Source organism: Glycomyces luteolus (assembly GCF_027622875.1).
Lineage (GTDB): Bacteria > Actinomycetota > Actinomycetes > Mycobacteriales > Micromonosporaceae > Glycomyces > Glycomyces luteolus.
In genome coordinates this window covers 43,761-70,755 of the sequence record NZ_JAPZVP010000012.1, presented here as the reverse complement: position 1 = coordinate 70,755, position 26,995 = coordinate 43,761, and the positions used below count along the sequence as shown (strand labels likewise).

13 protein-coding genes and 1 pseudogene are annotated in these 26,995 nt (G+C 70.0%); 1 reads left to right on the top strand and 13 read right to left on the bottom strand.

The window, feature by feature from the left end; all coding sequences use genetic code 11:
* Positions 1–3: 3 nt before the first annotated feature.
* The 11 genes from O1R50_RS15860 to O1R50_RS15810 all read right to left on the bottom strand — a co-directional run bounded on the left by O1R50_RS15860 (position 4) and on the right by O1R50_RS15810 (position 23,541).
* Positions 4–4,134, bottom strand: a complete 4,131-nt coding sequence (locus O1R50_RS15860) for a beta-L-arabinofuranosidase domain-containing protein (RefSeq protein WP_270111073.1) — start codon at positions 4,132–4,134, stop codon at positions 4–6.
* Positions 4,135–4,157: 23 nt separating this feature from the next.
* Complete coding sequence (locus O1R50_RS15855) at positions 4,158–7,040, bottom strand: immunoglobulin-like domain-containing protein (protein ID WP_270111177.1); 2,883 nt, start codon at positions 7,038–7,040, stop codon at positions 4,158–4,160.
* 132 nt (positions 7,041–7,172) lie between these two features.
* Positions 7,173–8,207 carry an ABC transporter permease gene (locus O1R50_RS15850; protein WP_270111072.1) on the bottom strand — a complete coding sequence of 345 codons (1,035 nt, stop codon included), beginning with the start codon at positions 8,205–8,207 and terminating at the stop codon, positions 7,173–7,175.
* A complete protein-coding gene (locus tag O1R50_RS15845) occupies positions 8,204–9,271 on the bottom strand; it encodes an ABC transporter permease (protein WP_270111071.1) in 1,068 nt (355 codons plus the stop codon). Before O1R50_RS15845 ends, O1R50_RS15850 begins: the two co-directional genes overlap by 4 nt.
* Positions 9,268–10,833, bottom strand: coding sequence for a sugar ABC transporter ATP-binding protein (locus O1R50_RS15840; protein ID WP_270111070.1), 1,566 nt, complete (start codon positions 10,831–10,833; stop codon positions 9,268–9,270). The genes O1R50_RS15845 and O1R50_RS15840 overlap by 4 nt, the downstream gene beginning before the upstream one ends.
* 152 nt (positions 10,834–10,985) lie before the next feature.
* Positions 10,986–11,969, bottom strand: coding sequence for an ABC transporter substrate-binding protein (locus O1R50_RS15835; RefSeq protein WP_270111068.1), 984 nt, complete (start codon positions 11,967–11,969; stop codon positions 10,986–10,988).
* Between the two features lie 99 nt (positions 11,970–12,068).
* Positions 12,069–13,664: a sugar ABC transporter ATP-binding protein gene (locus tag O1R50_RS15830; protein WP_270111067.1), complete on the bottom strand. Its 1,596-nt coding sequence runs from the start codon at positions 13,662–13,664 to the stop codon at positions 12,069–12,071.
* Entirely contained in the window at positions 13,661–14,683 is a 1,023-nt protein-coding gene (locus O1R50_RS15825; protein ID WP_270111066.1) for a LacI family DNA-binding transcriptional regulator, read from the bottom strand. The genes O1R50_RS15830 and O1R50_RS15825 overlap by 4 nt, the downstream gene beginning before the upstream one ends.
* 103 nt (positions 14,684–14,786) lie before the next feature.
* Entirely contained in the window at positions 14,787–17,363 is a 2,577-nt protein-coding gene (locus tag O1R50_RS15820) for an Ig-like domain-containing protein (RefSeq protein ID WP_270111065.1), read from the bottom strand.
* Positions 17,364–17,377: 14 nt separating this feature from the next.
* Entirely contained in the window at positions 17,378–20,806 is a 3,429-nt protein-coding gene (locus O1R50_RS15815) for a family 43 glycosylhydrolase (RefSeq protein WP_270111064.1), read from the bottom strand.
* Positions 20,807–20,898: 92 nt separating this feature from the next.
* Complete coding sequence (locus tag O1R50_RS15810; RefSeq protein WP_270111063.1) at positions 20,899–23,541, bottom strand: immunoglobulin-like domain-containing protein; 2,643 nt, start codon at positions 23,539–23,541, stop codon at positions 20,899–20,901.
* Between the two features lie 499 nt (positions 23,542–24,040).
* Here O1R50_RS15810 and O1R50_RS15805 point away from each other — a divergent pair, with 499 nt between their 5' ends.
* Complete coding sequence (locus O1R50_RS15805) at positions 24,041–25,423, top strand: MFS transporter (protein ID WP_270111062.1); 1,383 nt, start codon at positions 24,041–24,043, stop codon at positions 25,421–25,423.
* Between the two features lie 71 nt (positions 25,424–25,494).
* On the opposite strand, the pseudogene O1R50_RS15800 reads toward O1R50_RS15805, so the two are convergent.
* Together O1R50_RS15800 and O1R50_RS15795 are read right to left on the bottom strand one after the other, a co-directional pair.
* A pseudogene (locus O1R50_RS15800) lies at positions 25,495–25,653 on the bottom strand (IMP dehydrogenase); the annotation flags it as partial.
* Between the two features lie 68 nt (positions 25,654–25,721).
* Positions 25,722–26,789, bottom strand: a complete 1,068-nt coding sequence (locus O1R50_RS15795; RefSeq protein WP_270111060.1) for a PQQ-dependent sugar dehydrogenase — start codon at positions 26,787–26,789, stop codon at positions 25,722–25,724.
* Between the last annotated feature and the right edge of the window lie 206 nt (positions 26,790–26,995).

Below are 26,995 nucleotides of genomic sequence, written 5' to 3'. Positions count from 1 at the left end.
ACCTCACCCGCAGGTGTAGGCCCCGTACGAGGCTCCGACTTCGACAGTCGCGGTGCCGCCGGCGAGGCCGACGGTCGCCGATACGGAACCCGCGGCCACGGAAGCCGCCCGCGTCGCGAACGCCTGCGAGGCGGACGCGCCGGCCGCGAGCGACGCGATCGTCTTGTCGCCATATGGCGTCGCCACCACGACTTCGACCGGCTCCCCCGAGGAGTTCGTCACCTTCGTGACGAGCTGCACCTTGCCGGCTACGCAGCGGGGTGCGGCCGTGATCTCCGCCGAGACCGGGGGCGCGTGGACGATGTGGACCGTGTAGACGAGGTCGGTCGTATGGTCCTGCGCGTAGGCGGTGAGGACGATGTCGGTCGTGTCGGCGCCGACGGCGACGGTGCGGGGCAAGGTGTCGTCGATGAGGATGTCGCCGAGGTAGACGAGCCCGCTGGGCGTTCCCGGCGACACGTGGAGGACCGTCTCCGTCGCGTCGGCGGGCACCGTCACGGTGTACTCGCGCACCTCCGGATCGAACGCGGGAGCGATCGCGCCGCCGTCGAACGACAGGCTCGCGAGGGCCGCGTCGGTGTCGTAGTGGTCCGACGCGGTGGTGTAGACCCCGTAGACCCCTCCGACCAGGCTCGCGCCGGTTCCCTGGAACCGCACCGTGACGACCGGGATGCGGTGCCCGGCTTCGTCGAGCACGTAGTCCCCGTTCTGATCGCGCTTCCAGCTGTCCGCGGCCTCGATGCCGTCGAGCACTGCGCGCGGGATCTCGTCGTACTGGAGGTACCAGCTCGTCGCGCCTTGCGCGTTCGTGACGGTCTCATGCTTGAGGAGCACGTCGTTGACGTAGACGTCGAACGTGCGCCCGCTGTCGCCGCCGTAGTACCGCACCCCGAGGTAGTTCGCTTCGAGAGCGGGGTCGACGATCATGTCGTACTGGAACCACGCGTCGGCGGCCTTCTCCGCGTGGCGGAACGGCTCGCCGCGGTAGACGCCCACGGAGGACCTGTTGAACGCGTAGTTCTTGTCCGCCTCCGAGTTGTTGTTGTCGAACGAGGTCAGCGCGTCGATCGTCGTCTCGTCCTGGCGGAGCTGCTCCTTGCCGTCGAGGATGAGCGCCTGCGCCTCCGCCGAATCCGGCTCGACGAGCGTCACGTACGTCGCGTACCGGGCGTCGTAGAGGCTGTAGTACGGCTCGAAGGTCAGCGCCGCGGCGTCGGGGTCGACGCCATGCAGCTTGAATCGCATGGTGTCCAGTCCGTTGCCGTTCACGCCGTCCTCGATGCGGACCAGGTTCTGCGCGATGCCCGCCTTCCACTGCTCGGCGTCGTCGACGACGACGTTGCCGGTCAGGGACGGATCGGCGACGCCCATCTGCACGAGCACGCCCGCGGTGTACGACGCGCCGACGTTCTCGCGGCTGAGCTCCGCCGCCAGCAGCACGGGGCCGTACGTGAACGCGACCCAGTTCGCGTTCTCCGTGGTGTCGGAGACCCGCACCTCGGCGGGGAGGGTGTAGACGATCTCGTCGCCCGCGGCGACCTCGAAGGACACGTACCCGTCCACGGCCGCGACCTCCAGGCGCTCCCCGTTCACGGTGAGCGACGGCGTGCCCGCGACCCAGTTCGGTACGCGCAGGCGGATGGTCGTGCCCTCGGCGACCGCGCTTCCGTCGAGGCCGGCGACGCTCAGCCGCACGGTGTCGTCGCGCGGCACGTCCGCGACCTGGGTGAGGAGCAGGTTCCGGTCGGCGTACCGCAGCTCGGATGATCGGAACTGGTTGACGTAGACCGACGCCTCATCCCGGAAGTAGAACGCCGTGCCGAGCTTCGTGAAGCCCTCGACGCCCGTGCCGTGGTCGCACCAGAACTGGTCGAACTTCGTCCCGAAGACCTTCGCGTACCCCGCCGTCTGCGGCTGGAAGTACGTGACCATGCCGGTCTCGGGGTTCTGGGAGGCGAGGATCGTGTTGATGAACGTCGACTCGTAGAAGTCGGCGTACTTCACGTCCTTCGTGACCTCGAAGAGCGCCTCGCTGAGTTTGAGCATGTTGTACTCGTTGCAGCCCTCCGATGTGGAGTTCTCGCCGTAGCCCGAGGTGACGCCGTTGTTCGCGTACTGGTACAGCGTGTCCGCGCCGTGGAAGTGCTCGGACTGGCTGTTGCCGCCGTTGGCGTAGGTGTGGTCGTCGACGACGATCTGCCAGAAGTTCTCGGCCGCCGTGCGGTACATCTCGAGGCTCGACTTCTCGGTGTCCGTGAGCGTCGCGTACAGGTGCGGGTTCTCCGTGAAGACCGTGTAGCGCTTGAGGGCGCCGACGAGCTTGGGGATGGTGGTGTTGGCGTGCTTGCCGTTCAGCACGTCCTGTCCCGCGGCGAGCTGCTGGAAGAGGGTCACCTCGTCGAAGTACTCGGCCGCCCGCTTGTGCGCCGGGTTCTCCGTGATGCTGTACAGCTCGTAGAGCGCCTCGTTCATCCCGCCGTACTCGGTGTTCAGGATGACCGCGGGGTTCGACAGCGACGCGGCGTAGTTCCGCGTCCATGTGCCGAAATCGGACGCGACCGCGAGGGCCTCGGCCGAGACCTCCTCCGGCCCGTACTCGTACGCGTCGAGGAGGCCGGCGAGGACCTTGTGCAGGTTGTAGAACGGCACGAGGAGTCCGTCGCCGCCGCTCGGAAGGACGCTCGTCGCGAACGGGGCGACGTAGCCCGCGTTCGACGGGTGCGCCGCCGCGTATGCGTCCTGGCTCCGTGCCAGACCGTCGACGGCCTCGGTGAGTTCCGTCAGCAGGAGATCGCGCGTGGCCTCGTCCTCGGTCGTGGCGTACGCCTGCGACAGGGCCGAGATGTAGTGGCCGAAGAAGTGGCCTTGGAATCGCGTTCCGCTCGACCGCTCCCATCCGCCGTACCCCGAGGAGGTCGTCGGCGTGAGCCCGGCGGTCGTGTAGAAGGAGTAGAGGAACTTCTCCGAGTCGAGTTCGAGCAGGTAGTCGATCGTCTTCCCGTTGGCGTTCCGGAGGTACGGATCCTCCACTGCGACGTTTTCGAGCCCCGCCTCCAGCAGGTGCATTGCGGCTTCTTCATCGATCGGTTCCACGGTGACGGTGAACTCGCGCGTCGCCGTCCCTCCGCCGTACGTGCCGGTCGCCGTGAGCGTCACCGTCGACGAGCCCGACTCCGGCGCCGTGACGTCGGCCAGGCCCCCGTCGATCCGGATGACGGCGGAGTCCGACGACGCCCACGAGATGCTCGTGCCGCTCGCGCCTTCGAGCGGCACCGCGAAGTCGTAGGAGGCCGTCGGAGCGAGGCCGACCGCGTCGAGGTCGGCCTGCGCGACCGCAGCCGGGTCGAAGTCGGGGTCGTGCACCCGCGTGAGCGCGACGACGTCGTCGACCGAGGCGGCCGCGTTGTACAGCGCATAGTCGTCGAGCAGGCCCATGAGGTGCGATCCGTTGTAGCGAGGACCGTTGTATCCGAGCGTCTTGACGGTCGTCGATTCCGAGCCGAGCACTCCAGTGGCCGTGCCGCTCACCGGGAACTTCACCGTCGACGTCTGCCGTATGCCGTTGCGGTAGAAGGCGACGGCCTTCGTCGCGCGGTCATAGGAGGCGACGACGTGCGTCCACTCCCCCACGGGGAAGAAGTCGGCGCGCGCGGTGTCGACCGCCACCTTGTACGGCTGCGAGCCCGCGGGCCCGATCGACAGGACGAGTGGCGACGAGGCGCTCTCCGAGGTCAGGTACCAGCCGTCGGCGTTGTAGGCGTCCTTGCTCCATGCGAACACCTGCTCGCCTGTCATCGCGGCCGTCGGCTTGTACCAGAAGGAGACCGTGAGGTCCTGCGGCTGGAGGTACGAGGCCGTGCCGAGCCGGATGGCGCTGGAGCCGTCGAACCGGAACGCCTGACCGCCGTCGAGGCCTTCCGCGTACGCTTCGGTGCCCTTCTGCATGGTGACGGCGGCGGCGTTGGCGCTCGTGTCGGCGAGTGAGCCGTCGAAGCGGAGGTCGAGGACCTTCGCGTCCTCGAACGAGGGCTCCTCCGCCGCCGCGGCGGCGGGCGCGAGCCCCGAGACGATCATCGCGAGGGAGGCGGCGACGGCCAGGCCGACCCCTCCCGCACGACTTGCTGATATGGACATCTGGGTTCCATTCGCCGAGGGGGTCAGCCGCAGTTCGCGGCAGGGTAAGCGGTCTCGAGGGAAGCGCCGTCAGCGGTCGCGAGCACCTTGCCGGCGGGGACGGAGGCCAGTCGCGTCGTGAACACGGCCGATGCGGTCGCTCCGGCGTCCAGATCGGTGACGGCCTTCGCGCCGAAGTCGGACGAGAGCACGACGTCCAAGGCGGCGTCGCCGACGTTCGTCGTCTTGACGACCACGAACGCCTTGCCGCCGACGCACCGCACGGACGCGGCGACCGTGAGCGGAGCGGTCACCGTGACGGTGGCCGTGACGGGAGCGCGCGAGTCGTCCTGTGCGACACCGGCGACCGTGAAGGTGCCGGGCTGCGCGTACTGCGCCGCGTCGATCGCGTCCCACACGACGGCGACGTCCTGCACCGAGCCGTCGGCCTTGGTGAGGTGCGCGCCGGGCAGGACCGGTGCGGTGCCGGCCTTCGTGGTGACGGCGATCTCGTCGGCGCCGGCCACCGCGATGTCCGGCGCGAAGGCCGCGAGCACGGTCTCGTACTCGGCGCGCGTCACCGGGATGACGGTGCCGTGGCGGGGCTTGCCTCCGTCGGCGTTCTCCGGCAGGTTCTCGCGCAGGGTCGCGCCGACCGGCTCCCATGCGCTGCCGTCGGCGATGTCGTCGGTCGCGAACGGGATGTAGTAGTTCGGTCCGGCGTGGTACGAGGGCTGGTCGATGAAGAGGTACCACTCGTAGCCGTTCACATCGCCCTCGTTGGCGGGGAAGATGCTCGGGCCCTCGCCCTGGGTGAAGGTGCCGCCCGGCTCGCCGTTGGGGAGCCCCGTGGCGACCTTGTCCTTGACGAGCGTCCACTCGTCGGCGGCGCCCGTCGTGCCCGGAAGCGCGCCCGTCACGGTCGCGAGCAGGTCGTCCGACCGCTCCTGGCGGATGGTCATCGACGCCTCGTCCTTGATGAACCGGTAGAAGGTGTCGTCGACTCGCGCGATGGTCGCGTCGATGGTGCCGCGGCCCGTGCCGCGCTTGACGTCGACCCAGGGCTTCGCCGCGGAGAAGTGGACGAAGTCGTCCGTCGTCGCGTACATCATCCGGTTGTAGGTGACGGCCGTGCGCGCCGAGGCGTCGGTCGTGTCGTAGAGGTTCGAGGCCCAGTAGACGACGTACGTGTCCAGCTCCTCGTCCCAGTACGCCTCGGGCGCCCAGGTGTTGCCGGCGAAGTCGCTCGAGACCTTGACGTGGCGCTGGTCGGACCAGTGCACGAGGTCGTTCGACTCCCACACTTCGATGTAGAGCGAACCGCTGCGCTGCGCGGTGTCGAAGCCGCCCGCGAGTCCGGCGACCTTGAGGTCGGTCGCGAGCATGTAGAACCGGTCGCCTTCCGCGGAGCGGATGATGAAGGGGTCGCGCAGGCCCTGGGTGCCCAGGGTCGAGGTGAAGAGCGGCTTTCCGTCGTTGAGGGTGTTCCAGCTGAGTGCGTCGTTGCCGCGCGAGGCGGCGAGGCTCACCTGCTCGGCGCCGTCGCCTTCACCGGTGAAGAACGCCCAGACGTAGGCCTCCTCTTCGGCGCCCGCGGCGGGGAGGGGCTGGACGGCCAGCGCGATGTCGCGCGTGCGGACGGCGTCGCCGATGCGCGCCGTCGCCGTGACGACGACGGACACCGGGTCCTGGCCCGCCGCGGGGCGGTCGACCACGAGCGTCTGCGTGCCGTCGGCGGCCCCGTCGCGCAGCGTGATGGGCGCACCCGCGGGGACGGTCCATTCGATGACCGCGCCGTTCGCGCCGGAGGTCGGCACCGAGACGTTGGTGCGCACGTCGTCGGCCGTCGCGATCGCGATCGCCGCGAGATCGGCGTCGGCCTTCTCGACATCGGTGAGGTCTTCGGGGACGATCACGGTGTACGACCGGGTCCGTGTCTCGCCTGCCGCCGTGAACGTCGCCGTCAGCGTGACGGTCGCGTCACCGGATCCGGGAGCCGGCCGCGTCACCGCCGCCGCGCCGCCGTCGATCGCGATCGCGGCCCCGTCCGAGGCCCACGTGATCGACGCTCCGTAGGCCGAGGTGGGGAGCTCGAAGTCCGCGTCCGCGCTGCCCGGCATCGACACGGAGGCGACGGCGCGGTCGAGCGCCCCGGCCGCGTAGAGCGCCTGCGCGTCGGCGGCGCCGAGGGCCGAGCCGTAGACGGTGAGCTCGTCGAAGTCGCCCGCGAAGAACGCGTCCCTGTACGTTGAGCGGCCGAGGTAGGCGACGAGGCTGCTGCCGAAGCTCGAGAGGTTCCGGGCGATCGCGTGCTCGGTCGTCTTCACCCCGTTGACGTAGAGGGTGAGCAGACCGTTGGTGCCGTCGATGACCGTGGTGTAGAGCGCCATCCCGGGCGGTGTCCGCACGCCCGCCGTCGGCGTCGCCGTCGAGCCGGCGCCCACCTCGGTGCTCCACGGCGCCGCCGCGTTCGTCGAATTCGTGACCACCGACTTCACATAGCCGCTCGGGTTCGAGGGGTTGAGCAGCCAGTACCCGCTCGAGAAGGACGCGCCCGATGCGACGGGCGCGCCCACGAAGGCGGCCGCGACGTTGGCGGCGCCGGAGCGGTCCGAGATCCAGGCGGACACGGTGACGTCTTTCAGCCCGACGAGGTCGGCAGTCGGGATCTCGACGTATGCCGCGGCGCTCGTCGAAGAGCCGCCGGGAAGCGACAGGACGCCGTCCGAGAACGCGGCGCCCGACTGGCGCACGACGCCGTCGTTGCCGTTACCGGTTTCGTCCGCGATCGTGACGCCGTCCGCGGGAGCCTGGTCGAAGGAGTAGTGGATGAGCGGTGCGGCCTCGACGGCGTACGCGGGGACCGACGTCACTGCGAGCCCGACGGTCAGGGCGGCGGCGGCGCCAGCGGCGGCCAGGCGGAACATGCTTCTCACGGTTATGCCTCTCGTCGTTGAGATGGACTGCGTCGGTCTTGCGGCCGGGGGCCTTCGTGGATGGAGGGTCGTTCGCCGGCGCCTCACCCTGAGCCGGGTCGGGTGGGGTGCCGGCGGGTGCCGCTATTCGCGGCGCCGTGCCAGGACGGCGCGCTGCAGCAGCACGAACACCAGGAGGATGCCCCCGGTGATGATGGTGGTCGCCTCGGGCGGGATGCCGCCGTCGCGCGTGATGAGGACGTTCATGAGGCCGAGCACGAGGGCGCCGACGACCGAGCCGAGCACGAAGCCGGCGCCGCCGGTGAGCAGGGTGCCGCCGATGACGGTGGCGGCGATCGCGTCGAGCTCCCAGCCGATGCCGGTGATGTTCTGGGCACTGCCGAGGCGGGCCGTGTACACGACCGCGGCCAGGCCGGAGAGCGTGCCGCTGATGATGTAGACCCACATCTTCGTCGCCGCGACGGGAAGCCCCATCAGGGCCGCGGACTGCTCGGAACCGCCGATCGCGTAGACGGTGCGGCCGGTGCGCGTGCGGTGGAGGACGAAGAACGCCGCCGCGACCACGATGGCCGCGATGATCACGCCGGGCGTGATGACGATGTCGTCGACCTTCGGTCCGTCGTAGATCTCGATCTGGGTGCCCAGCGAGCGGAGCGGCGAGTCGTCGGCGAGGCGTTCGGGCACCGTGCTGAGGATCGACGCGAGACCGCGCCCCAGGAACATCATCGCGAGGGTCGCGATGAAGGGCTGCACGTGGAAGTACTGGACGAGGACGCCTGAGGCGGCGCCGAACGCCGTGCCGATGAGCACCATGAGGAGCATCGCGAGCCACGGATTCCAGCCCGCGTTCATGAGCATGACGCCCGCGACGCTGCTGAAGGCGATGACCGCGCCCACCGAGAGGTCGATGCCGCCGGTGAGGATCACGAACGTCAGGCCGACGGTCAGGATGACGAGGTGCGCGTTGTTGATGAGCAGGTTCGACAGCGTGTTGAACTGCACGATGCGCCCGTACGCGGCCTCGCCGTAGACGATCATGCCGATGAAGATCACGACCGCCGCCGCGGTGGGCAGCGTGTCCAGGTGCAGCGAAAGGCGCTTCGCAAGGGCGCGAACGCCGGTGGGCTCCGCCGTCGGGTGTGTGGTGAGCGCGCTCATGCGGCGACGACCTCTCGCTCGGCCGGGCGGGCGGCACCCGCCGCGCGGCGTTGACGGAACATGCGCCGCACCCGCTCCGACTGCAGGAGGCAGAGCACGACGATGACGACGGCTTTGAAGGCGGGCGTCGCCGACGACGAGACGCCGAGGAAGACGACCGTCTTGTCGAGCGTCGCGATGAGGATCGCGCCGACGACGGCGCCCGTGATGTTGAACTTGCCGCCCGCGAGCGACGTGCCGCCGATGACGACCGCGAGGATGGCGTCGAGTTCGAGCTGGTATCCCGTGCGCGAGACGTCGACGGTCATGACGCTGGCCGTCGCGAACACGCCCGCGAACCCCGCCAGCACGCCCCCGAGGATGTAGACGGTGAACAGGAGCGCTCGGCGGTTGACGCCCGCGAGCCGGGCCGCCTTGGCGTCCATGCCGATCGCCTCGAGCATGAGACCGAGTGCGCTGCGCCGCACCAGGAGTCCCATGGCGACGGCGAGGAGCAGTGCGAGGAGGAACACGACGGGGAGACCGAGGACGTAGCCGTTCGCGATCCATCTGAACGTCTCGTTCGTGGCGGACGTGTTCTGCCCGCCCGTGATGACCTTCGCGAGGCCGCGGCCGGCCAGCATGATGACGAGGGTGCTGATGAAGGGCTGGAGGCCCACGACCGACACGAGCGCGCCGTTGACCGCGCCCAGGGCCGCGCTCACGACGACGACGAGGCCGATCGCGGCGAGGCCGGAACCGACCGTGTCGGGGGCTCCCTTGAGGAATTCCATCGACACGGCTCCGGCGACGACCATGACGGACCCGACCGACAGGTCGATCCCGCCGGTGGCCACGACGAGGCACATGCCGACGGCGATCAGGATGATCGGCGCCGCGGCGCGCAGGATGTCGATGACGTTGCCGACGAGGTTGCCGGACGACCCGATGGAGACCGCCAGGTAGCCGGGGTCCTTGATCAGGTTGACGAGGAGCAGCAGCGCGATGGCCACGATGCCCCAGAAGTACTGGCGCCGGACGAGGCCTTTCAGCGCCTCGGACGGGCCGTGCGCGTTCGCGCTCATGTGGTGACCTCCTCGCGGACAGCAGCGTCCGCGCTCGGGTCGCCGAGACCGTCCTCGGCGATGACAGTGACGATGGATTCGGCGGACACGCCCTGACCGCCTTCGAGTTCGGCGATCTTCCGGTGGTCCTTGAGGACGATGATGCGGTCGCTCTGACGGACCACCTCCTCGATCTCGGAGGAGATGAAGAGGACCGAGAGGCCTTCGTCGGCGAGCACCGAGACGTACTCCTGGATCTCGGCCTTCGCCCCGACGTCGATGCCGCGCGTCGGCTCGTCGAGGATGAGGATGTCGGGCTCGGTCGCGAGCCAGCGTCCGAGGAGGACCTTCTGCTGGTTGCCGCCCGAGAGCAGGCGGACGGGCCGCTCGGGGTCGGCGGGGCGCACGCCGAGCGCCGACATGTACTTCTCGACGATGGCGTCCTGCTCGCGGCGCGGCAGCGGCCGCGCCCAACCGCGGCGGGCCTGGACGGCCAGGACCAGGTTCTCGCGGACGCTGAGATCGCGGACGATGCCCTCGTCCCTGCGGTTCTCGCTCGAGAAGGCGATGCGCCGGGCGAGCGCCTTCGCGGGTGTCGAGATCTCGGCCTTCTCGCCGTTCATGGTCACCTCGCCCGTGTCGGGGCGGTCGGCGCCGTAGATGAGGCGCGCGAGCTCGGTGCGACCGGAGCCGAGGAGGCCCGCGAGGCCGACGACCTCGCCGCGGTGGAGGTCGATGTCGACCTCGTCGATCGCGCCTTTGCGGCTGATGCCCTTCGCGGAGTACAGCGGTTCGGCGTCCGGGCGCGCGCGGCGGGAGGCCTTCGCGCCGAGGGACTTGAGGGCCGCGATGTCCTTGCCGATCATCTTCGAGATGAGCTGGGCCCGGTCGAGTTCATGGGTGCGGTACTCGCCTTCGAACCGGCCGTTGCGCAGCACGGTGAGGCGGTCGCTGATCGCGTACACCTGGTCGAGGAAGTGCGACACGAAGAGGATGGCGACGCCCTGGTCGCGCAGGCCGCGCATGACGGTGAAGAGCTGCTCGACCTCGTTGGCGTCGAGGCTGGAGGTCGGCTCGTCGAGGATGAGCACCTTGCACTTCGCCACCATGGAGCGGCTGATCGCGACGAGCTGCTGGACGGCCAGCGGCAGTGTCGCGAGCGGCTGCTTCGGGTTGAGGTGGCCGAGCCCGAGCTTCTCGAGCGTCGCTCCCGCCGCCCGGTGCGTGGCCCGCCAGTTGATGCCCGCGGCGCCCCTGACCTCGTGGCCGAGCATCACGTTCTCGCCGATGGTGAGGTTGGCGCAGAGGTTGACTTCCTGGTAGACGGTCGAGATGCCCGCGCTCTGCGCGTCGGCCGTCCCGCTGAGGCGCCGCGGCTCGCCCGCGATGCGGATCTCGCCCTCGTCGATCTTGTAGACGCCGGTGAGCGCCTTGATGAGCGTCGACTTCCCGGCTCCGTTCTCGCCCATGAGGGTGTGCACCTCGCCGGGGAAGAGCCGGAGCCCGACCGCGTCGAGCGCCTTCACGCCGGGGAACGAGATCGAGATGCCGGCCATCTCGACGATCGGAAGCGATTCTGGCATCGCGTGCTCCACAACTGTCGCCGCGGCCGCGCCGCGGGGGTGGTCTGAGGGGCGGGGGGGGCGGGGGGGGGGCCCCCGCCGGGGGGGGGGGGGGGGGGGGGGGGGGGGGGGGGGGGGCCCCCCCCCGCCGGGAGGTACTGCCGCTCAGGTGATTAGAACTTGCGGTCGGGCAGGGCCGTCTCGGCCGCCTCGGGCGAGTCGAAGGTCGCGCTCGGCACGACGATGCTCGATTCGACCTCGTCGCCGGCGAGGACCTTCTCGACGACATCGAGGGCGGTCTCGCCGAAGAGCGGGTTGTACTCGGCCACGAAGCTCAGCTCGCCGGCGGCGAGTGCTCCGAGGGCGTTCTTGGTGCCGTCGATCGTGGCGATCTTGACGTCGACGCCGGGGGTGAGGCCGGCCTCCTGGACGGCCTGGACGGCGCCGAGGCCCATCTCGTCGTTCTGGGCGAAGATGAACTGCACGTCGTTGTCGTTGGACTTGAGGACCGTCTCGACGACGCTCTTGGCCTCTTCGGTGGACCAGTTCGCGGTCTGCGCGCCGACCTTGACCAGGCTCGGCTGCGCGCCGGCGACGGCGTCGAAGCCCTCGTTGCGCTCGTTGACGACCGAGACGCCCGCGGGGCCTTCGAGCACGAAGTAGTTGGCGCCGTCGGGGAAGGCCGAGACGGCCCAGTCGGCGACGGCGGTGGAGACCTCGATGTTGTCGGGGGCGATGCGGGTGACGTAGAGGTCGGTGTCGTCGGGCTCGATGCCGCGGTCGAGGAGGATCACGGGGATCTCCGCCTCCTGCGCGCGCTGGAGCGAGTCCTCCCAGCCGGTGGCCTCGGTGGCCGAGAGCAGGATGACGTCGACGCCTTCGTCGACGAACGACGTGAAGGCGTCGATCTGCGACTTCTGGTCGAGGTTGGTGGCGGGGGCGTACTTGAGCTCGTAGCCCGCCTCCTCGGTGAAGGTGTCCTGGATGTTGGTCTCGTTCGCCTCTCGCCAGGCGCCCTCGGGGCCGACCGCGACGAAGCCGATCGTGGTCAGGTCGTCGCCGCCGGAGTCGCCGCCCGAACAGGCGGTGAGGCCGAGTGCGAGGGCGCCGACGGCCGCCGTTCCGACCACCTGGGCAAGGCGCTGCTTTGCAGACATTGGTTCTCCTCCTTGAGATGTCGGACGCAGGGAAGTCCGACGGTCCGAACCCGGACGGGTCCGCTGCCGATCGCAGTGGCGCAGGGGCTGCGCCGCGATTTATGTTACCGGGAACAATTTTGGGGAGGCAAGACCCGTGTCACAATCGTGACCGAATAACTCCTCGGGATCTCCGTCCAGGTCGGCCGCGATCATCTCGACGATCGTGTCGACGGTGACGCCGGGGCCGTTGCTGAGCTCGCCGATCTTCTCCCGGTCCTTGAGCACCACGATCCGGTCGCTCAGGCGCACGACCTCCTCCAGCTGCGAGGAGATGAACACGACCGCGACGCCCTCTCCCGCCAGCCGGGCCACGCGCCGTTGGATGTCGAGCTTGGCGCCGATGTCGATGCCGCGCGTCGGCTCGTCGAGGATGAGCACGTGCGGCCGCGTCGCGAGGAGGCGCGCGAGCAGGATCTTCTGCTGCGTGCCGCCCGACAGCTCCTCGACGGGGCGGTCGATGTCGTCGGGAGCGATATGGAGCGCCTCGAAGTACGTCTCGATGAGCGCGTCCTGCTCGCCGCGCGACAGCGGGCGCGACCATCCGCGCATCGCCTGCAGGGCGAGCACGATGTTCTCCCGGGCCGTGAGCCCGCGGATGATCCCCTCCTCGCGGAGGTGCTCGGTCGACAGCGCGACGCGACAGCGCAGTGCCGCACCGGGGCTGCGGAGCTGCACGCGGGCGCCGTCCATCCAGATCTCGCCGCTGTCGGCCCGCTCAGCGCCTCCCATGAGGCGTGCGAGCTCGGTCCGGCCCGAGCCGTTCAACCCGGCGAAACCGACGACCTCGCCGCGGGAGAGCTCGATGTCCGTCGGATCCAGCGTGCCGCGCCGGCCGAGCGCGGAGGCCCGCAGCGTCGGCTCGCCCGAGGCCGAGTAATGGTGCGCCAGCCGCTCCGACCGCAGCGCCTTGAGCGCGTCGATGTCCTCGCCGATCATCTTCGAGATCAGGTCGGCGCGATCGAGGTCGGCGGCCAGGCACTCCCCCACGACACGGCCGCCGCGCAGCACGGTCATCCGGTCGGCGACGTCGAAGACCTGCTCGATGAAGTGCGAGACGAAGAGGATGGCGACGCCGCGGTCGCGCAGGCCGCGCACGACGCGCAGGAGCGTGTTCACTTCTCCCGCATCGAGACTCGACGTCGGCTCGTCGAGGACGAGCACGCGCGGCTCCACCACGAGCGCCCGCGCCACGGCCACGAGCTGCTTCACCGCCGGCGACAGCGCCGACAGGGGGCTGCGCGGGTCGAGGTCGTCGAGCCCGAGGCGGGCGAGCACTTCGGCGGCGCGGGCGCGGTTGGCCTTCCAGTCGATGCCGAACGGCCCGCGCGCCTCATTGCCGATCATCACGTTCTCGGCGACCGTGAGATGCGGGCTCAGATGCGTCTCCTGGAACACCGTCGCGATGCCCTCGGCGCGGCTGCGCGCCACACCCGCCGGCATGCGCTCCTCGCCTTCGATGCGCACCTCGCCGGAGAGGATCGGGACCGTCCCGGTCAGTGCGCCGATGAGCGTCGACTTCCCCGCGCCGTTCTCCCCCATGAGCGCGTGGACCTCGCCCGGATACAGCGTGAGGTCCACGCCGTCGAGCACGCGCACCCCCGAGAATTCGACGGTGATTCCCGACATCTCCACCACGGGCCGAGGCGCGGTCATGACGCCGTCCCCCTGGGAGCGGCGGTCGACGACCGCACCAGGATCTCGGCGGGAATCCTTGTCACGCGCGGGATCTCGCGCTGCTCGATGGCCGCGCGGAGCAGCTCGACCATCGCGACGCCCAGCCCGCGGAAGTTCTGCCGCACGGTCGTGAGCGGCGGCAGCACGTGCGCGGCCAGCGGCACATCGTCGAAGCCCACCACGCTGATGTCGCCGGGCACTTCGATGCCGCGCTCGTGCAGACCGTGGACGAGCCCCACCGCCATCTCGTCGTTGGCGACGAAGACCGCCGTGTAGTCGGGCAGCTCCTGTATGCCCTTGGCGAAGTCGTAGGCGAAGTCGGCGCTCCAGTCGCCCACGACGATCGGGCGCTCCCGGACGCCCCACGACTTCGCGCGCGCGTGGAAGGCGCGCTCGCGGGCCCGCGCGTCGAGCCAGTCGAGGGGGCCCGCGAGGTGGAGGATGTCGCGGTGCCCGAGGGAGACGAGGTGGTCGACAGCGAGCGTCGTCCCCTGCTTCTGGTCCAGCGAGACGGTGAGGAACGTCGGGTCCCTGTCGGGTTTGACGACCAGCACGGGGATGTTGATCGAGATCTTGCGCAGAGCCGCGATCGACGACGAGCGCGGAGCGACGACGCAGAGCGCGTCGACGCCCTGCGTCGTGAGGTTGTCGACCGCCTCCTGCGGCGAGATCCTGGCGCCGTCCTCGAGAGCGATCGAGCTGACCGCGTACCCCGCCCCACGAGCCGTGGACTCCAGCGCGCGGAGTGTGCTCGTCGGTCCGAACTCGACGGCGCTCTCGACGATGACGCCGATGCGCTGGCTCCTCTGGGTCGCGAGCGCGCGCGCGGCCATGTTGGGGCGGTAGTCGAGCTCCTCGATGACTTCCAGGACACGACGCCTCGTCGCCTCCTTGATGTGCGGGTACTCGTTGAGCACCCGCGACACCGTCATGTGGGAGACTCCGGCGAGCCGCGCGACCTGCCGGATGTTCGGCTTGTCAGCGCTCGTGTTCGCCACGCGTGTCCTCCATGGGGGTCCGTCCTCTTCGCAAAGCCGGGGGGTAAGAGAGCCGCGCAGGGTGCCGCGCGGCTCCTCAAGCCTACCGATCGGTAAAGGAACCTCATCCGCACGATGCGGCGGCATGGGCCGCCCCGCCGTCGTACTCGCCCGAGGCCGAGGTGCCGCCCACCGCGACCTCGCCTGCGGGAACGGCGGTTTGGCGCGTCGTGAAGACGACCGAGGCCGTGCTCCCCGGGGCGAGCCCGGTGACGGTCTTCGCTCCGTACAGGCTTGTGACAACGATGCCGGCGGGTTCGTCATCGGCGTTGCGGATGCTGGCGACGATGTGGACTTTCCCTGCCACGCAGCGCGTCGACGCCACCGCCTCCAGGGTGAGCGGAGGCGGCAGGACCGTCACGGTCGCCTGGGCGCGCAGCGTCTCGGCGTGGTCTGCGGAGAACTGCTGGTCCGGCAGTACGCCTTCGACGACGCCCGTCACGGTGAAGGTCCCTTCGGCGGCGTACGCGCCCGGGTCGATCTGGTCCCAGGTGACGGCCCGCTCGATCCGGGCCGCGCCGAACCGCGCGTCCTCGTAGGAGACGGTCGCGGTCTCAGGCAGCGCGGGCGCCTCGCCCGCCGTCGTCTCGACGGCGACCGGCGCGATGGAGGACACCGAGTCGGCCTTGCGGAGCGCGGTGTACTCGTCGAGCCGGAGCGGCCGGACGACGCCGTGCTTGGTGGTCGAGAGCATGTCGAACTCGCTCGCGGACATCTTCGTGAAGAGGATGTCGTCGAGGTCGCCGGTCTCCAGCCCGGTCACCCGGTACGGCCGGTAGCCCTGCGACGAGCCGCCGTACTGGTCGACGTAGACGTACCAGGCATCCTTGTTCGTGTCCTTGAACATGAGCGGGCCCTCGACCGAGCCGTAGTCGGCCTTGCCGATCGCCGTCTCGACGGTCGTCCACGTCGTGGTCGGCAGCCACCAGTCCGGCGCGTCGGTCGCCTCCATCCAGATGCCGACGTTCGCGTCGCCGTTGTCCTTCGAGATGCGGTAGGTCCGGCCGTCGTACTGGTAGATCGTCGTGTCGATGACGTTGCGGCCCTTGTCGATCATCACGCCCCCGTAGGTGTAGTCGGTGCGGAAGTCGGTCGTGAAGCCGTACTGCACCTTCGAGTAGGCGCCCGCCTCGCTCGCCACCTGGTCCGGGAACCGGGTCGTCGGGTAGGTCTTCGACGACCAGTACATGACGAAGCGCTCGGCGAGCGGATCCCACGTCGCCTCGGGTGCCCAGGCCATGCCCTGGTCGGGCTGCGCGATCGGGAGGGTCCAGGGCTCCGACCAGTTCACGAGGTCGTCCGATTCCCAGAAGACGAGTTCGCGGCTGAGGTTCGCTCCGGCGGGCCAGCTGCCGTGCTGCGAGCAGTCGTACTCCCGTCCGCCCGTGGTGAAAGGCTGGCAGCCGAAGACCCGCAGATCGGTGGCCATGAGGTAGTAGGCGCCCGTGGTCGGGTTCTGCACGAGGTAGGGGTCGCGGATGCCGGTCGAGCCGAGGTCCGACGCGAGGATCGGGTCGCCCGCGTTGAGGCGGTCCCACTTCGTCGGGTCGTCGCCGCGGCTGAGGTCGAAGTAGACCTTCTCCGCGTACCCGTTGGCGTCCTCGATGAAGTGGACCATGAGGTAGCCGTATGGGTCGCCGGCGGCGGGGCGGGAGGTCGCGAGCGTGTAGGAGGCGCTGCGCGTCTCGCCGCCCGAGGCCAGGGTCGCGCTGAGCGTGACCGTCGCGACGCCTTCGGCGGGCGGGGTGACGGCGCCCGTGAGCGGGTCGATGACGCCCGGATCCGAGCTCGTCCAGACGACCCCGCCGGTCGTCGGCAGCGCGAGGGTGCGCGTCTCGTCCGGATGGACCTTCACGACGTCCCCGTCGGCGAACGCCAGCGACGAGGTGAAGACCGACCAGGTGTCATCGATGTCGACAAGAGACTCCGCGTAGACGGCGAAGTCGCCGATCGTCCCGTTGAAGAACGCGTCACCGTAGGGCGACTTGGCGAGCCATCCGGAACGGGTCGACCCTGCCGCGTCGGCCGCCGTGAGCGTCGTCGCGGTCGAGGCGACGAGCGCGTCGTCGATGTAGTAATACAGGCGACTGCCGCCGTCGAGTGCGACCCGGAGGTCGTGCCATCCCGTGCCGAGCACGCCGGCCCGGCGCGCGGTGGCCCTGACCGAGCCGTCCACGGCCTCGCCGTAGGTGCCCGAACCGCAGCCGGTGGTCGCGAACAGGTACTTCGTGCGGGACTCGCCGATCATGAACGGCCACTGGCAGTTGTTCGCGGTCGCGTCGAGCTTGATGCGCGCGGTCAAGGTGATGTCCTGCTGGCCGGCCGCGACGGCGCCGAGCGGGATGGTCGCGAAGGGCGCGGTCGTGGAAGCGCCGGCGCCGCCCGGGAACTTCACAGCCGAGCCGCCCGACTCGTCGGCGACGACCGCGGCACCGGTGTTCGAGACGACCCCGTCGAGGGCGGCTCCTCCTGAACCGGTGTTCGCAAGGGTCGCTCCCGCCCCCAGCGACGTGAGTTCGTCGAAGGTGTAGTGGACGACGGGCACCGGCTCAGCCGGCTCGGCCGAGGCGACGGCCGGGAGTCCCACGGCGAGGAGCGTCCCGGCTATCAGGCACGCCAGCGCATTCGTTGCGGTCGTCATGGTGCGTCTCCTGGTCATCCGCAGTGCAGTGCGGGGTAGTCGACGGATTCGGTGCGTTCGCCGGCTTCGGCGGTTCCGGTCACCTCGACGGTTCCGGCAGGGAGGTCGGCGGTGCGCGTGTTGAACGCCGCCGAAGACGCCGCACCCGGTTCGAGGCCGGAGACGTTCCTGGTGCCGTACGGGGTGGACAGGGTGAACGACGCGGTCGCGTCGCCCGTGTTGCGCACGGACACGGTGAGGTACACCTTGCCTGCGGCGCAGCGGGTCGTGGTCGTCGCCTCGAAGTCGGGGCCCGAGGCCGGCTCCACGGTCACCGTCATCGTCACCGTGCGGTTCGCTTCGGCGAGCCATTCGGCGTCGGTCATGTCGAGGATGGGCGTGCCGTCGGTGCGGAAGTAGACCATCCGCACTCCGGCCGTCCGCGCGCCCGTCGCCGTCGGCTTCGCGTGGAACACGTTGAGCAGGTTGCCGTCGTCGTCGAGGACGTAGGCGTTGTGCCCCGGGCCCCAGTTGTTCGCGATCGGCCCTTCGTAGCTCCAGATCGGGTAGCTGCGCTTGGTCCAGGACGCCGGGTCGGTGAGGTCGGCGTCGGCGGAGGCTTCGAGGAGGCCGACGGCGTACGTCTCGTCGACGCCCGATCCCGAGAACGTGATCATGATCCTGCCGTCGCGCCGGATCACGAACGGGCCTTCGTCCACTGGGGACGTGTTGTAGTCCCAGCCGAGGCCCGGAGTGGAGAGGATGACCGGGTCGGTCGTGATCTGCCATGCGCCCGTGGAGGACACGTCTGCCCTTGCGATCTTGATGACGGCGGGGGCCCAGGCGCCGCTCCGAGAGGGCTGCCCGTTCGCGTCGTACTTCGTGCGCTGGTTCCACACGAGGTAGTCCTGGTCGCCCACGCGCAGGTGCGTCATGTCGATGGTGAGCGTGAGGCCCGCTGTGGCGAGGTGGCCGCCGTCGGTTCCCAGGACGCGCTGCGGCGTCTCCCAGCTCGCGGCGAGGAGCGGGTCCTGGCCCGGCTTGAGGCGCATGGTGTGGGCCTGGATGTTGGCAATGTCGCCGCCGCTCGCGACATTGCCCGCGAAGAGGACGTACAGGTCGCCGTCGACCTCGTGGAACTCGGGCGCCCAGAGCTGGCCGCCCCTCCCGAAGAGGCCCGAGCCGAGGATCTTGTTGTCGGGGGCCGTCTTGATGCCCTCCACCGTAGACGCCTCGCGGATGAAGAAGTCGTCCTGTCCGTTCTCGTCGGTGGAGATGAAGAGCCAGGTCTTCTCGCCCGTGACCGGATCGGTGTACCGGTGCATGTGCGGGTCGGCGCGGCCGGAGACGAGCGGAAACACCGTCTGCTGCCAGCGGGGCTCGCCCGTCACCGTGTAGGTGCCGGGGGTCGAGGTGTCGACGGCCGCGAGCTCGTCGGGGTTCCATGTCACGCCGAGGTAGTAGGTCTGGCCGTCTGAGTACTCGGCTGCGACGTCGTCGGGTGCGGTGAACCCGTCGCCTTGCGCGATCGTGAGTTCGGGGCTCTCGATGCCGGTGTTCGCGACGCGGCCGAGGAGCCGTGCGAGCGCTGCCGCTTCCTCTGCCGTGAGCGGGATGAGCGACGCCTCGCCGGCGTTCGCGACCGCGATCGTCGACAGGCGGCCTTCGTAGGTGCGGGCGTCGGCCGCGGGGGTGAGCGTCGTCCAGTCCGTTGTGGTCGCCGTGTGCACGGAGCCGTCCGCATCGCGCCAGACGATGCGGTAGGCCCCCGCGTGGGCGTCCCATTCGGCGGCGGCGCGGGTCACCGCCTCACTCAGCGTGAGGAAGCCGACTTCGGTGAAGTGCACGAGGTCGGGGGTGGTGAAGAGGATCGCACCGCGCGCGTCGGCGGCGGTCTGCGTGCCGTCGACGTTGACGCGGCGGGCGATGACGCCGAAGCCGTCGTCGCCTGCGAGTCGGAAGACGCGGGGGTCGGCGAGGCCGCGCTTGACGCCGTTCGCCGACTCGCTCTGCCCTTCGGCGGAGGCGTAGACGACGCCGGCGCCGGAGTTGAGTGCCGTGTACGAGGTACCGTCGCCGCTCAGCGCCAGGTGCACCGACGTCTCGAGTTCGGGGTCGTCGGTGCCGCGCGTGGTCTTGGTGGTCGTGTAGGCGGCGAGGGTCGCGTTGCCTTCTTCGATCACGCGGACGCCGATGTCGCGCTGCGCCGCGATGTCGCCGGCGCCAACGGTGGCGCGGAGCACCGCGTCGGCGAGCCCGTCGGCGGGGCCGGAGGCGACGGTGCCGTCGGCCACGCTCGTGGGGCCGGAGACGACGCTCCATGCGATGTCGCGGCCCGCGATGGCGGTCGGGAGTACGTCGCCGGACGCGAGGACGGAGGGCAGCACGATGGCCGCGGCCGCGTCCTGGTTCGCGCCTGCGGGGTCGTCGGTCGCCGGGACCGTGAAGTCGTAGGTCGCCTGCTGCGTGACCGAGCCGCGCTCGAAGGTCGCGGTGAGCGTGCCCGTGGTGTCCGTGTCGAGCCGGTTGACCTCGCCCGCGTCGCTCACGGCGCTGGGCGCCGAGCTCGCCCAGCTGATGGCGACCTCGCCGTCGGTGCTGGTCGTCGGGAGGGAGAGATCGGAGGCGAGTGCGGAGAGGTCGCCGAGGTCGACCGCTTCCACGGCGTTCGCCACGAACTCGTCGCTGTACGTGTCGTACACGGAGGCCACCTGCGCTCCTGTCAGGGCCTCGGACCACACGGTCAGGTCGTCGACCGCGCCGTCGAAGTACGGGTCGGCCGTGAAGGGCGACTTGGAGAGCCAACCCGATGCGCCCGAGGTCGCGATGCTGGAGGCCGTGTAGGCCGTCGAGACGGAGCCGACGAGGGAACCATCCATATAGAACGCGAAGGAGGACCCGCCGTCGAGCACGATCGCGATGTCGGTCCAGTCGCCTTCGGGAATGGTCGCGTTCTGTTTGGTGACGGCCGTCGAGCCGCTCTTCATCTCGGCCCGCACGCAGCCGGCGAGGTACGAGAGGTACTTCGTGGAGGAGTCGCCGAGCGTGAAGGGGTACCGGCATCCCGTTGTGGTGTTCTCCCAGCGCACGCGTGCCGTGATGGTGACGTCCTGCTGCCCGGAGGCGATCGCGCCGTTCGGGATGACGGCGTAGGGGGCCGCCGAGCCCGCAGTGCCGCCGGGGAAGCGCAGTGCGCTGCCGCCGTGCGTGTCATCGACGAGCGTCGCGCCGCTGTTCACCATGGCCGCGTTCAGGACCGTGCCGCGGCTACCGGTGTTGGCGATCGCGGTGCCGGCCGTTGCGGCCGTGAGCTCGTCGAAGGTGTACTGGACGGCGGGCGTCGGCGGTTCAGCGGCGACGGCGGGGGCGACTGCCGCGAGCGACGCGGCCACGACCATCCCGACGGCGCCCACTGCCGCGCGCAGGGCGCCGCAGCGCCTGTTCGCTTTCGATTGCGGCCTCATTGTCGATCTCTTTCCTTCCGCGCGACGGCTCGATCGCGGATGTCGTTGTGAAGCAGGGGCTCCCGCCGCTGCGGCGGGAGCCCCTGTGCCGGTCAGCCGCAGGAAGCGGCCGCGTACGGCTCCGCGAGTCCGGTCTCGCCGTTCGCGTCGGTGCCCGTAACGGTCACGGTGCCGGCGGCGATCGAGGTCGCCCGCGTCGTGAAGACGGCCGAGACGGTGGCCCCGGGCGCTACGGCCGCAAGGGTTTTCCTGCCGTAAGCAGTCGATACGACCACGTCGGCCGCGGTATCGCCGACGTTCCGCACTGATGCCGTGACCAGCACCTTGCCTGCCGCGCACCGCGTCGACACGGCCGCGTCGAGGTCGGGGCCCGCGTCGGGGTCCTCGCCCACGCCGGCGTAGTGGTACATGACGCGTTCGTACTCGCGCTGCGTGATCGGGAGGATCGCGCCGTGGCGCTTCTTCAGGACGCCGAAGTCGACGTCGGTCGCCTTGCTCCAGTCGGCGGTCGAGGTGGAGCCGGGGTCGGTCGTGCGGAACGGCAGGTAGCCCCGGCCGGTCGCGTACTGGTCGGTCATGAGGCCGTACAGCTCCTGCGCGGCGTTCCTGTCGTCTTCGTTGTAGCGGAAGAACTCGGCGCCTTCGAGGCAGTTGCCCGAGTAGTTGCGGCCCGTGCCGCAGGCCTCGGTCGTGCCGCCGAAGATGGACTGGAGCGTGCCGACGAGCGTCCACTGGTGCTCTGAGCCCGTCGTCGTGGCCGTCGTCGCGACACTCGGGACGTCGATGGACTTGGACTTCTCGATCGTGATCTGGCCGTCGCCCGAGGCGCGGTAGTACCAGTCGCCGACCTTGAACATCGTCGTGTCGATGATGGAGATCTGCCGGTCGATCCAGACGTGCGGCGTCGAGAAGGTGACGAAGTCCCGGGTCGTGGCGATGTACATGTTCACGGGGTCGCCGAACGTGTTCTGCTCGACGGACCTCGTCGCCCAGTAGACGTAGTACTGCTGGGTCTCCTCGTCCCAGAAGGCCTCCGGCGCCCACATCATCCCGGCCCCGGGGATGGACCCGGCGAGCTCGGTGAGGCGCGGCTCGCTCCAGTTCACCAGGTCGTCGGACTCCCAGACGACGATCTTCGTCGAGCCGGTCGTCGTCGCCTTCGAAGCGCCCCAACCACCTCGGTGGTAGATGCTGAGGTCGGTGGCGATGAGGTAGAAGCGGTCGCCTTCCGGAGATCGCACCAGGAACGGGTCGCGGACGCCGCCGTCGCCCTCGTCGGGGGCGAGCGAGAGCACCGGGGAGCCGGCCGGGCGCGTGTCGGTGAACTTCGCGCCGTCCTGGCTCGTCGCGAAGTAGATCTGCTCGTCGGTGTGGCTGTCCTCAGTGCCGGTGAAGTGCGCGAAGAGGTAGTCGGTCGTCTCTGGCATCTCGTAGGCCTTGCGCACGAGCAGTTCGATCTCGCGCGTCTCGACCGCCGAGCCGTTGGTGGCGGTGGCCGTGAGGGTCACCGTCGTGTCGGCGGCGGGCCGCGTCACGACGCCGGGCGCGATGTCGCCCTCACCGGTGACGTCGACGATCTCGGGACGGTCGGTCGACCAGGTGAGCGTCGATCCGTACCGCGAGCCGGTCTCGGGGATGTCGATGCTGCTGCGGACGTCGTCCGAGCCGGGGATGACGATCGCGTTGAGGTCCTTCTGGGCCCGCTCCGCCTCACTCGGCGCGTGCAGCACCGTGACGTCGAACGTGCGTGTGGAGGTCTGCCCTCGCGCATCGGCGGTGGCCGTGAGGGTCACGTCGGTGTCGGTCGCGGGCTGCGTGACGGAGCCGTCGGCGGCGATGACGCCCGCGGGCTCGGCCGTCCAGCTCACGCCGCCCGCTGCAGGCAGCACGAGGTCCGACTCGATCTGCGCGAGGTCCTGCTCGTTGAGGGCGTCGAGGTCGATGGCGGCGACGGTCTCCGCCGCGGCCGCCGGAGCGTCGGCGGCGGCGATGTCGCCGAGTTGCGTCGCTGTGAGCGCCGTGTCGTAGACCCGGAACGAGGAGACCTTCCCGCGGTAGAGCGAGTCGGCCGCATAGGCGCTCTTGCCGATGTAGTTGAGGGTGTGGGTCGTGAGGTCCGCGAGATTGACCGTCGAGTCGGTCTTCTCCGCCCACAGTTCACCATCGACGTAGAGGCGGAGCGTCGAAGTCGTCCCGGTGCCGTTGCGCGACACGGTCGCGGCGATCGACTGCCATTCGTTCAGCGCGAGCTTGCGCGTCGAGAGCGCCGTCTGCTCTCCCGACCAGTTCGTCTTCGAGATCGACAGCCGTGGCACGACGGGCTGGATGAAGAACTGGCCGGTGCCGGAGTTGCCCGAGCCGCCGATGTTCCACAGGAACTGCGCCCCGGTGAGGTTCTCGGGGCTCGTCTCGATGACGATCGTCGCGGCGTCCTCGCCTTGCAGGATGCCGTCGGGCAGCTTCACGTGGTTGGCCCCGTCGAACTGCATGAACCCCGCGTGCCAGTCCTCGCCGCCGACGACGGTCGCGTCGCGTCCCGCGCCGGACTGGTCGTGCAGCACCGTGCCCGAAGTCTCGGAGAAGTCGTACGACGCCAGCAGACCGGTCGTCGGCACCTCCGCCGCGGCCACGGGGCCCCCGGCGAGCGTCGCTCCGACGACCGCCAGGCCCGAGACTGCGGACAGTATCCTCCCGGCGCGCGGCCGCGCCCTCTCGCGGGCAATCCGAATACCCATATTGATCTCCTTTGATCCTCGCTGCGGCGGTTCCCGCGGCCGTCTTCATCGGCGCCGACGGCGGCGTGACCGCGCTGGGGCCGACGCGACCAGCAGATGTTACCGGGAACAATTCATTTCGGTCAAGGCCTCCGCCACTGCGAATTACAGCGAGGCATCTACCTACGTAAGAGCCATGTGCGGTACCCGAGCCCGTCGAGGCGTCCTGGGCTACAGCACCTGCTGTGGCCCATCAGGTCAGACCGCCGAGGGGTAGTGGTCGAGGATCTGACGGGCCGGTTCCCCGACGCAGCGGCGGGCCGCTGGCGGGTCGAGGACGGTGATGGTGTTCGCCCTCGACATCGGACTCGGCGAGATCTGCGACGCCGAACTCGTCATCCGCGCCACCACGGCCGCGCCCCCGCCGCCTGAGACGGCACAACAACGTAGTTGACATGTGCGCAGATGCGCACACATGTTACGGTCGGGTGGTCAGCTTTCCCGCACCGAGGACCCTGCCGTGCTCTCCGTACTGCGCAATCGCACCTACCGCCACCTCTTCGCCGCCCAGGTCATCGCCCTCGCCGGGACCGGCCTGGCCACCGTGGCGCTCAGCCTGCTCGCCTACGACCTGGCAGGGCCGGAGGCCGGAGCCGTGCTCGGCACCGCCCTGGCGATCAAGATGCTCGCGTACCTGTTCATCGGCCCGATCGCCACGGCGCTCGCCGAGCGGCTCTCGCGCCGCACCCTCATGGTCGCGATGGACCTCGCCCGCGCCGCGGTGGCCCTGGCCCTGCCGTTCGTGACCGAGGTCTGGCAGATCTACGTCCTCGTCCTGGTGCTCCAGTCCGCTTCGGCGGCCTTCACGCCGACGTTCCAGGCCACGATCCCGGAAGTCCTGCGCCGCCAAGCGGACTACACGAAGGCGCTGTCGCTCTCGCGCCTCGCCTACGACCTCGAGAGCCTGGTCAGCCCCGTCCTCGCCGCCGCGATGCTCGCATTCGTCGGCTACGAGTGGTTGTTCACCGGGACGACCGCCGGGTTCCTCGCCTCCGCGGTCCTGGTCGCCTCGGTGGCCGTCCCGAAACCCGCCCCGGCCGAAGCCTCGGAAGGACGCTGGGCGAAGACCACTCGCGGGTTCCGCCTCTACGCCGCTACGCCCCGCCTGCGAGCGCTCCTGTGCATGCATCTGGCTGTCGCCGCCGCGACCGCCATGGTCATCGTCAACACCGTCGTCCTCGTCCAGGACGTCCTCGGCGGAACCGACGGCGACGTGGCGATCGCCTTGGGCGCCTATGGCATCGGCTCGATGGCCGTCGCGCTGCTGACGCCTCGGCTGCTGCGGCGCGCCACCGACCGCCGGCTCATGACGGCGGCGGCGTTCGTGCTCGCCGCAGCGCTCGTCGCGCTCACCGCCGCGCTCGCCACCGGAGCATTCGGCTGGGCCTGGCTGCTGGCGAACTGGTTCGTCCTCGGCGCGGCCACCGCCGCGATCCTCACCCCCACCGGGCGCCTCGTGACCGCCTCTGCCGCACCGAACGACCGTCCTGCCGCGTTCGCCGCGCAGTTCTCGCTCTCCCACGGCTGGTTCCTCGTCACCTATCCCGTCGCGGGATGGCTCGCGGCCGCCGACATGACCGCGGCCGCCGCGGTCCTCACGTGCATCGCGGTGGCGGCCGCCCTCACCGGCCGCATCATCTGGCCCGCGCGCGACGCCGTCGCGCTCGCGCACGTCCACGCCGAACTCGACCCCGACGACCCGCACCTCGCGGGAGCCGCGCGCGTCGGCGACGGCTGGATCCACTCGCACTACTTCGTCATCGACGCCCGCCACCGCCACTGGCCCCGCAACGCCCGACCCTGCGACGCCGCCCGCCGGACCCCGGCCGGAGCCCGCGCCTAGAACCTCGTCCTCCGCCACGAGAGCGGAGACCTCGTCGCAACGCGTAATCCATTCGCCTCGTCGATGGTTCGTCAGACGGTCAGGAGCGCCTTGATGGCGCGGCGCTCGTCCATCGCCCGGTACGCCTCGGCGGCGTCCTCGAGCGGGAGCGTGAGATCGAAGACCTTGCCGGGGTCGATCTCGCGGCGCCGGATCAGATCGATCAGCTGCGGCAGGTACTTGCGCACCGGCCGTTCGCATCGCGGACGGCCGCGTCTTCCTGCCGGCGGAAAGCCTGACCGCGCCGGGGTTCGGGAGGTCAGTCGAGGGCGATGCGCAGGACGCGGTCGTCGTCAGGCCCCGGATCGCCGCGGCCGTCAGTGTTGTTGGTGAGCACCCAGAGCGAGCCGTCCGGCGCTACGGCGGCGTCGCGAAGGCGCCCGAACTCGCCGACGTAATGGTCGGTCTGGGACTCGGGGTCATCCAGCGGCACCTCGATCAGCCGCTGCCCGCGCAGGCAGGCGATGAACACGGTGCCGCCCGCGATCGCGATGCCGCTGGGGCTGGCCTCCTCGGTGCCCCACTGCGCGATCGGGTTCGTGTACTCGTCGCCGTCGCCGATGCCCTCGACCTCGGGCCAGCCGTAGTTGGCTCCGGCCTCGATGAGGTTGAGCTCGTCCCAGGTGTCCTGCCCGAACTCCGCGGCGTACATGGCGCCGTCGTCGGTCCAGGCGATGCCTTGCGGGTTGCGGTGGCCCCAGGTGTAGACCAGCGAGCCGGGGAACGGGTTGCCGTCGGGGACGCCGCCCTCGGGCGTCATGCGGAGGATCTTCCCGGACAGCGACTCGAGATCCTGTGCGCTGCTCGCGTTTCCCGTATCGCCCACGGTGGCGTACAGCATGCCGTCGGGTCCGAACTTGATCCTGCCGCCATTGTGGAACCTGGCTGCGGGGATGCCGACCAGGACGCGCTGCGCCTCACCGAGCGCGAGCGTTCCGGCCTCGCCGGAGAGCTCGAACCGGTCGATCCGGTTGTCGCCGTCGCCGGTGTAGTAGGCGTAGAGGTACCCGTCATTGATGGCCATGCCGAGCAGACCGCCTTCGCCGCTGCCTAGGACGCCGTCGACGACGGCCACCTCGCGAGCGTTGCCGTCCCCGTCGAGTTCGAGGATCCGGGCGGTGTCGCGCTCGCTGATGAGCGGCGTGCCGTCGTGGAACGCGATCGACCACGGGGCGTCGAGCCCGGTCGCGATGACCTCGGGATCGCCGAAGCGCGACGGTCTGCCGTTCGCGGTCGGTCCGGCGGCGTCGTCGGCTGTGCACGCGGCCGCAGTGGCCCCGGCGATCACGGCGCCGGTCAAACCCAATGCACGACGTCTGGAGACCATGCCTGTTCCACCTTTCAAGAGTTCGGCCGCCGGGATTCAGTCGGCGATCGCAACGGTGACGTCGCCTTCGAGCGCTTCGCGTTCGTCGAGCTCGGGGTCGCCTCGGGCTTAGCACGCCGCGAGACGAGAAACTCCCTGACTTCGTCCCTGTTGTCCATGACCTCGACGTTAACCGCCCCAGCACCCCAAGGGAGTCCCTGCCAGGT

Excerpts from the sequence above, each read along its gene's own strand:
- O1R50_RS15830 (WP_270111067.1), bottom strand. The coding sequence starts at position 13,664 with ATGACCGCGCCTCGGCCCGTGGTGGAGATGTCGGGAATCACCGTCGAA.
- O1R50_RS15860 (WP_270111073.1), bottom strand. The coding sequence starts at position 4,134 with ATGTCCATATCAGCAAGTCGTGCGGGAGGGGTCGGCCTGGCCGTCGCC.
- O1R50_RS15840 (WP_270111070.1), bottom strand. The coding sequence starts at position 10,833 with ATGCCAGAATCGCTTCCGATCGTCGAGATGGCCGGCATCTCGATCTCG.
- O1R50_RS15835 (WP_270111068.1), bottom strand. The coding sequence starts at position 11,969 with ATGTCTGCAAAGCAGCGCCTTGCCCAGGTGGTCGGAACGGCGGCCGTC.
- O1R50_RS15820 (WP_270111065.1), bottom strand. The coding sequence starts at position 17,363 with ATGACGACCGCAACGAATGCGCTGGCGTGCCTGATAGCCGGGACGCTC.
- O1R50_RS15855 (WP_270111177.1), bottom strand. The coding sequence starts at position 7,040 with ATGTTCCGCCTGGCCGCCGCTGGCGCCGCCGCCGCCCTGACCGTCGGG.
- O1R50_RS15845 (WP_270111071.1), bottom strand. The coding sequence starts at position 9,271 with ATGAGCGCGAACGCGCACGGCCCGTCCGAGGCGCTGAAAGGCCTCGTC.
- O1R50_RS15850 (WP_270111072.1), bottom strand. The coding sequence starts at position 8,207 with ATGAGCGCGCTCACCACACACCCGACGGCGGAGCCCACCGGCGTTCGC.
- O1R50_RS15795 (WP_270111060.1), bottom strand. The coding sequence starts at position 26,789 with ATGGTCTCCAGACGTCGTGCATTGGGTTTGACCGGCGCCGTGATCGCC.
- O1R50_RS15815 (WP_270111064.1), bottom strand. The coding sequence starts at position 20,806 with ATGAGGCCGCAATCGAAAGCGAACAGGCGCTGCGGCGCCCTGCGCGCG.
- O1R50_RS15810 (WP_270111063.1), bottom strand. The coding sequence starts at position 23,541 with ATGGGTATTCGGATTGCCCGCGAGAGGGCGCGGCCGCGCGCCGGGAGG.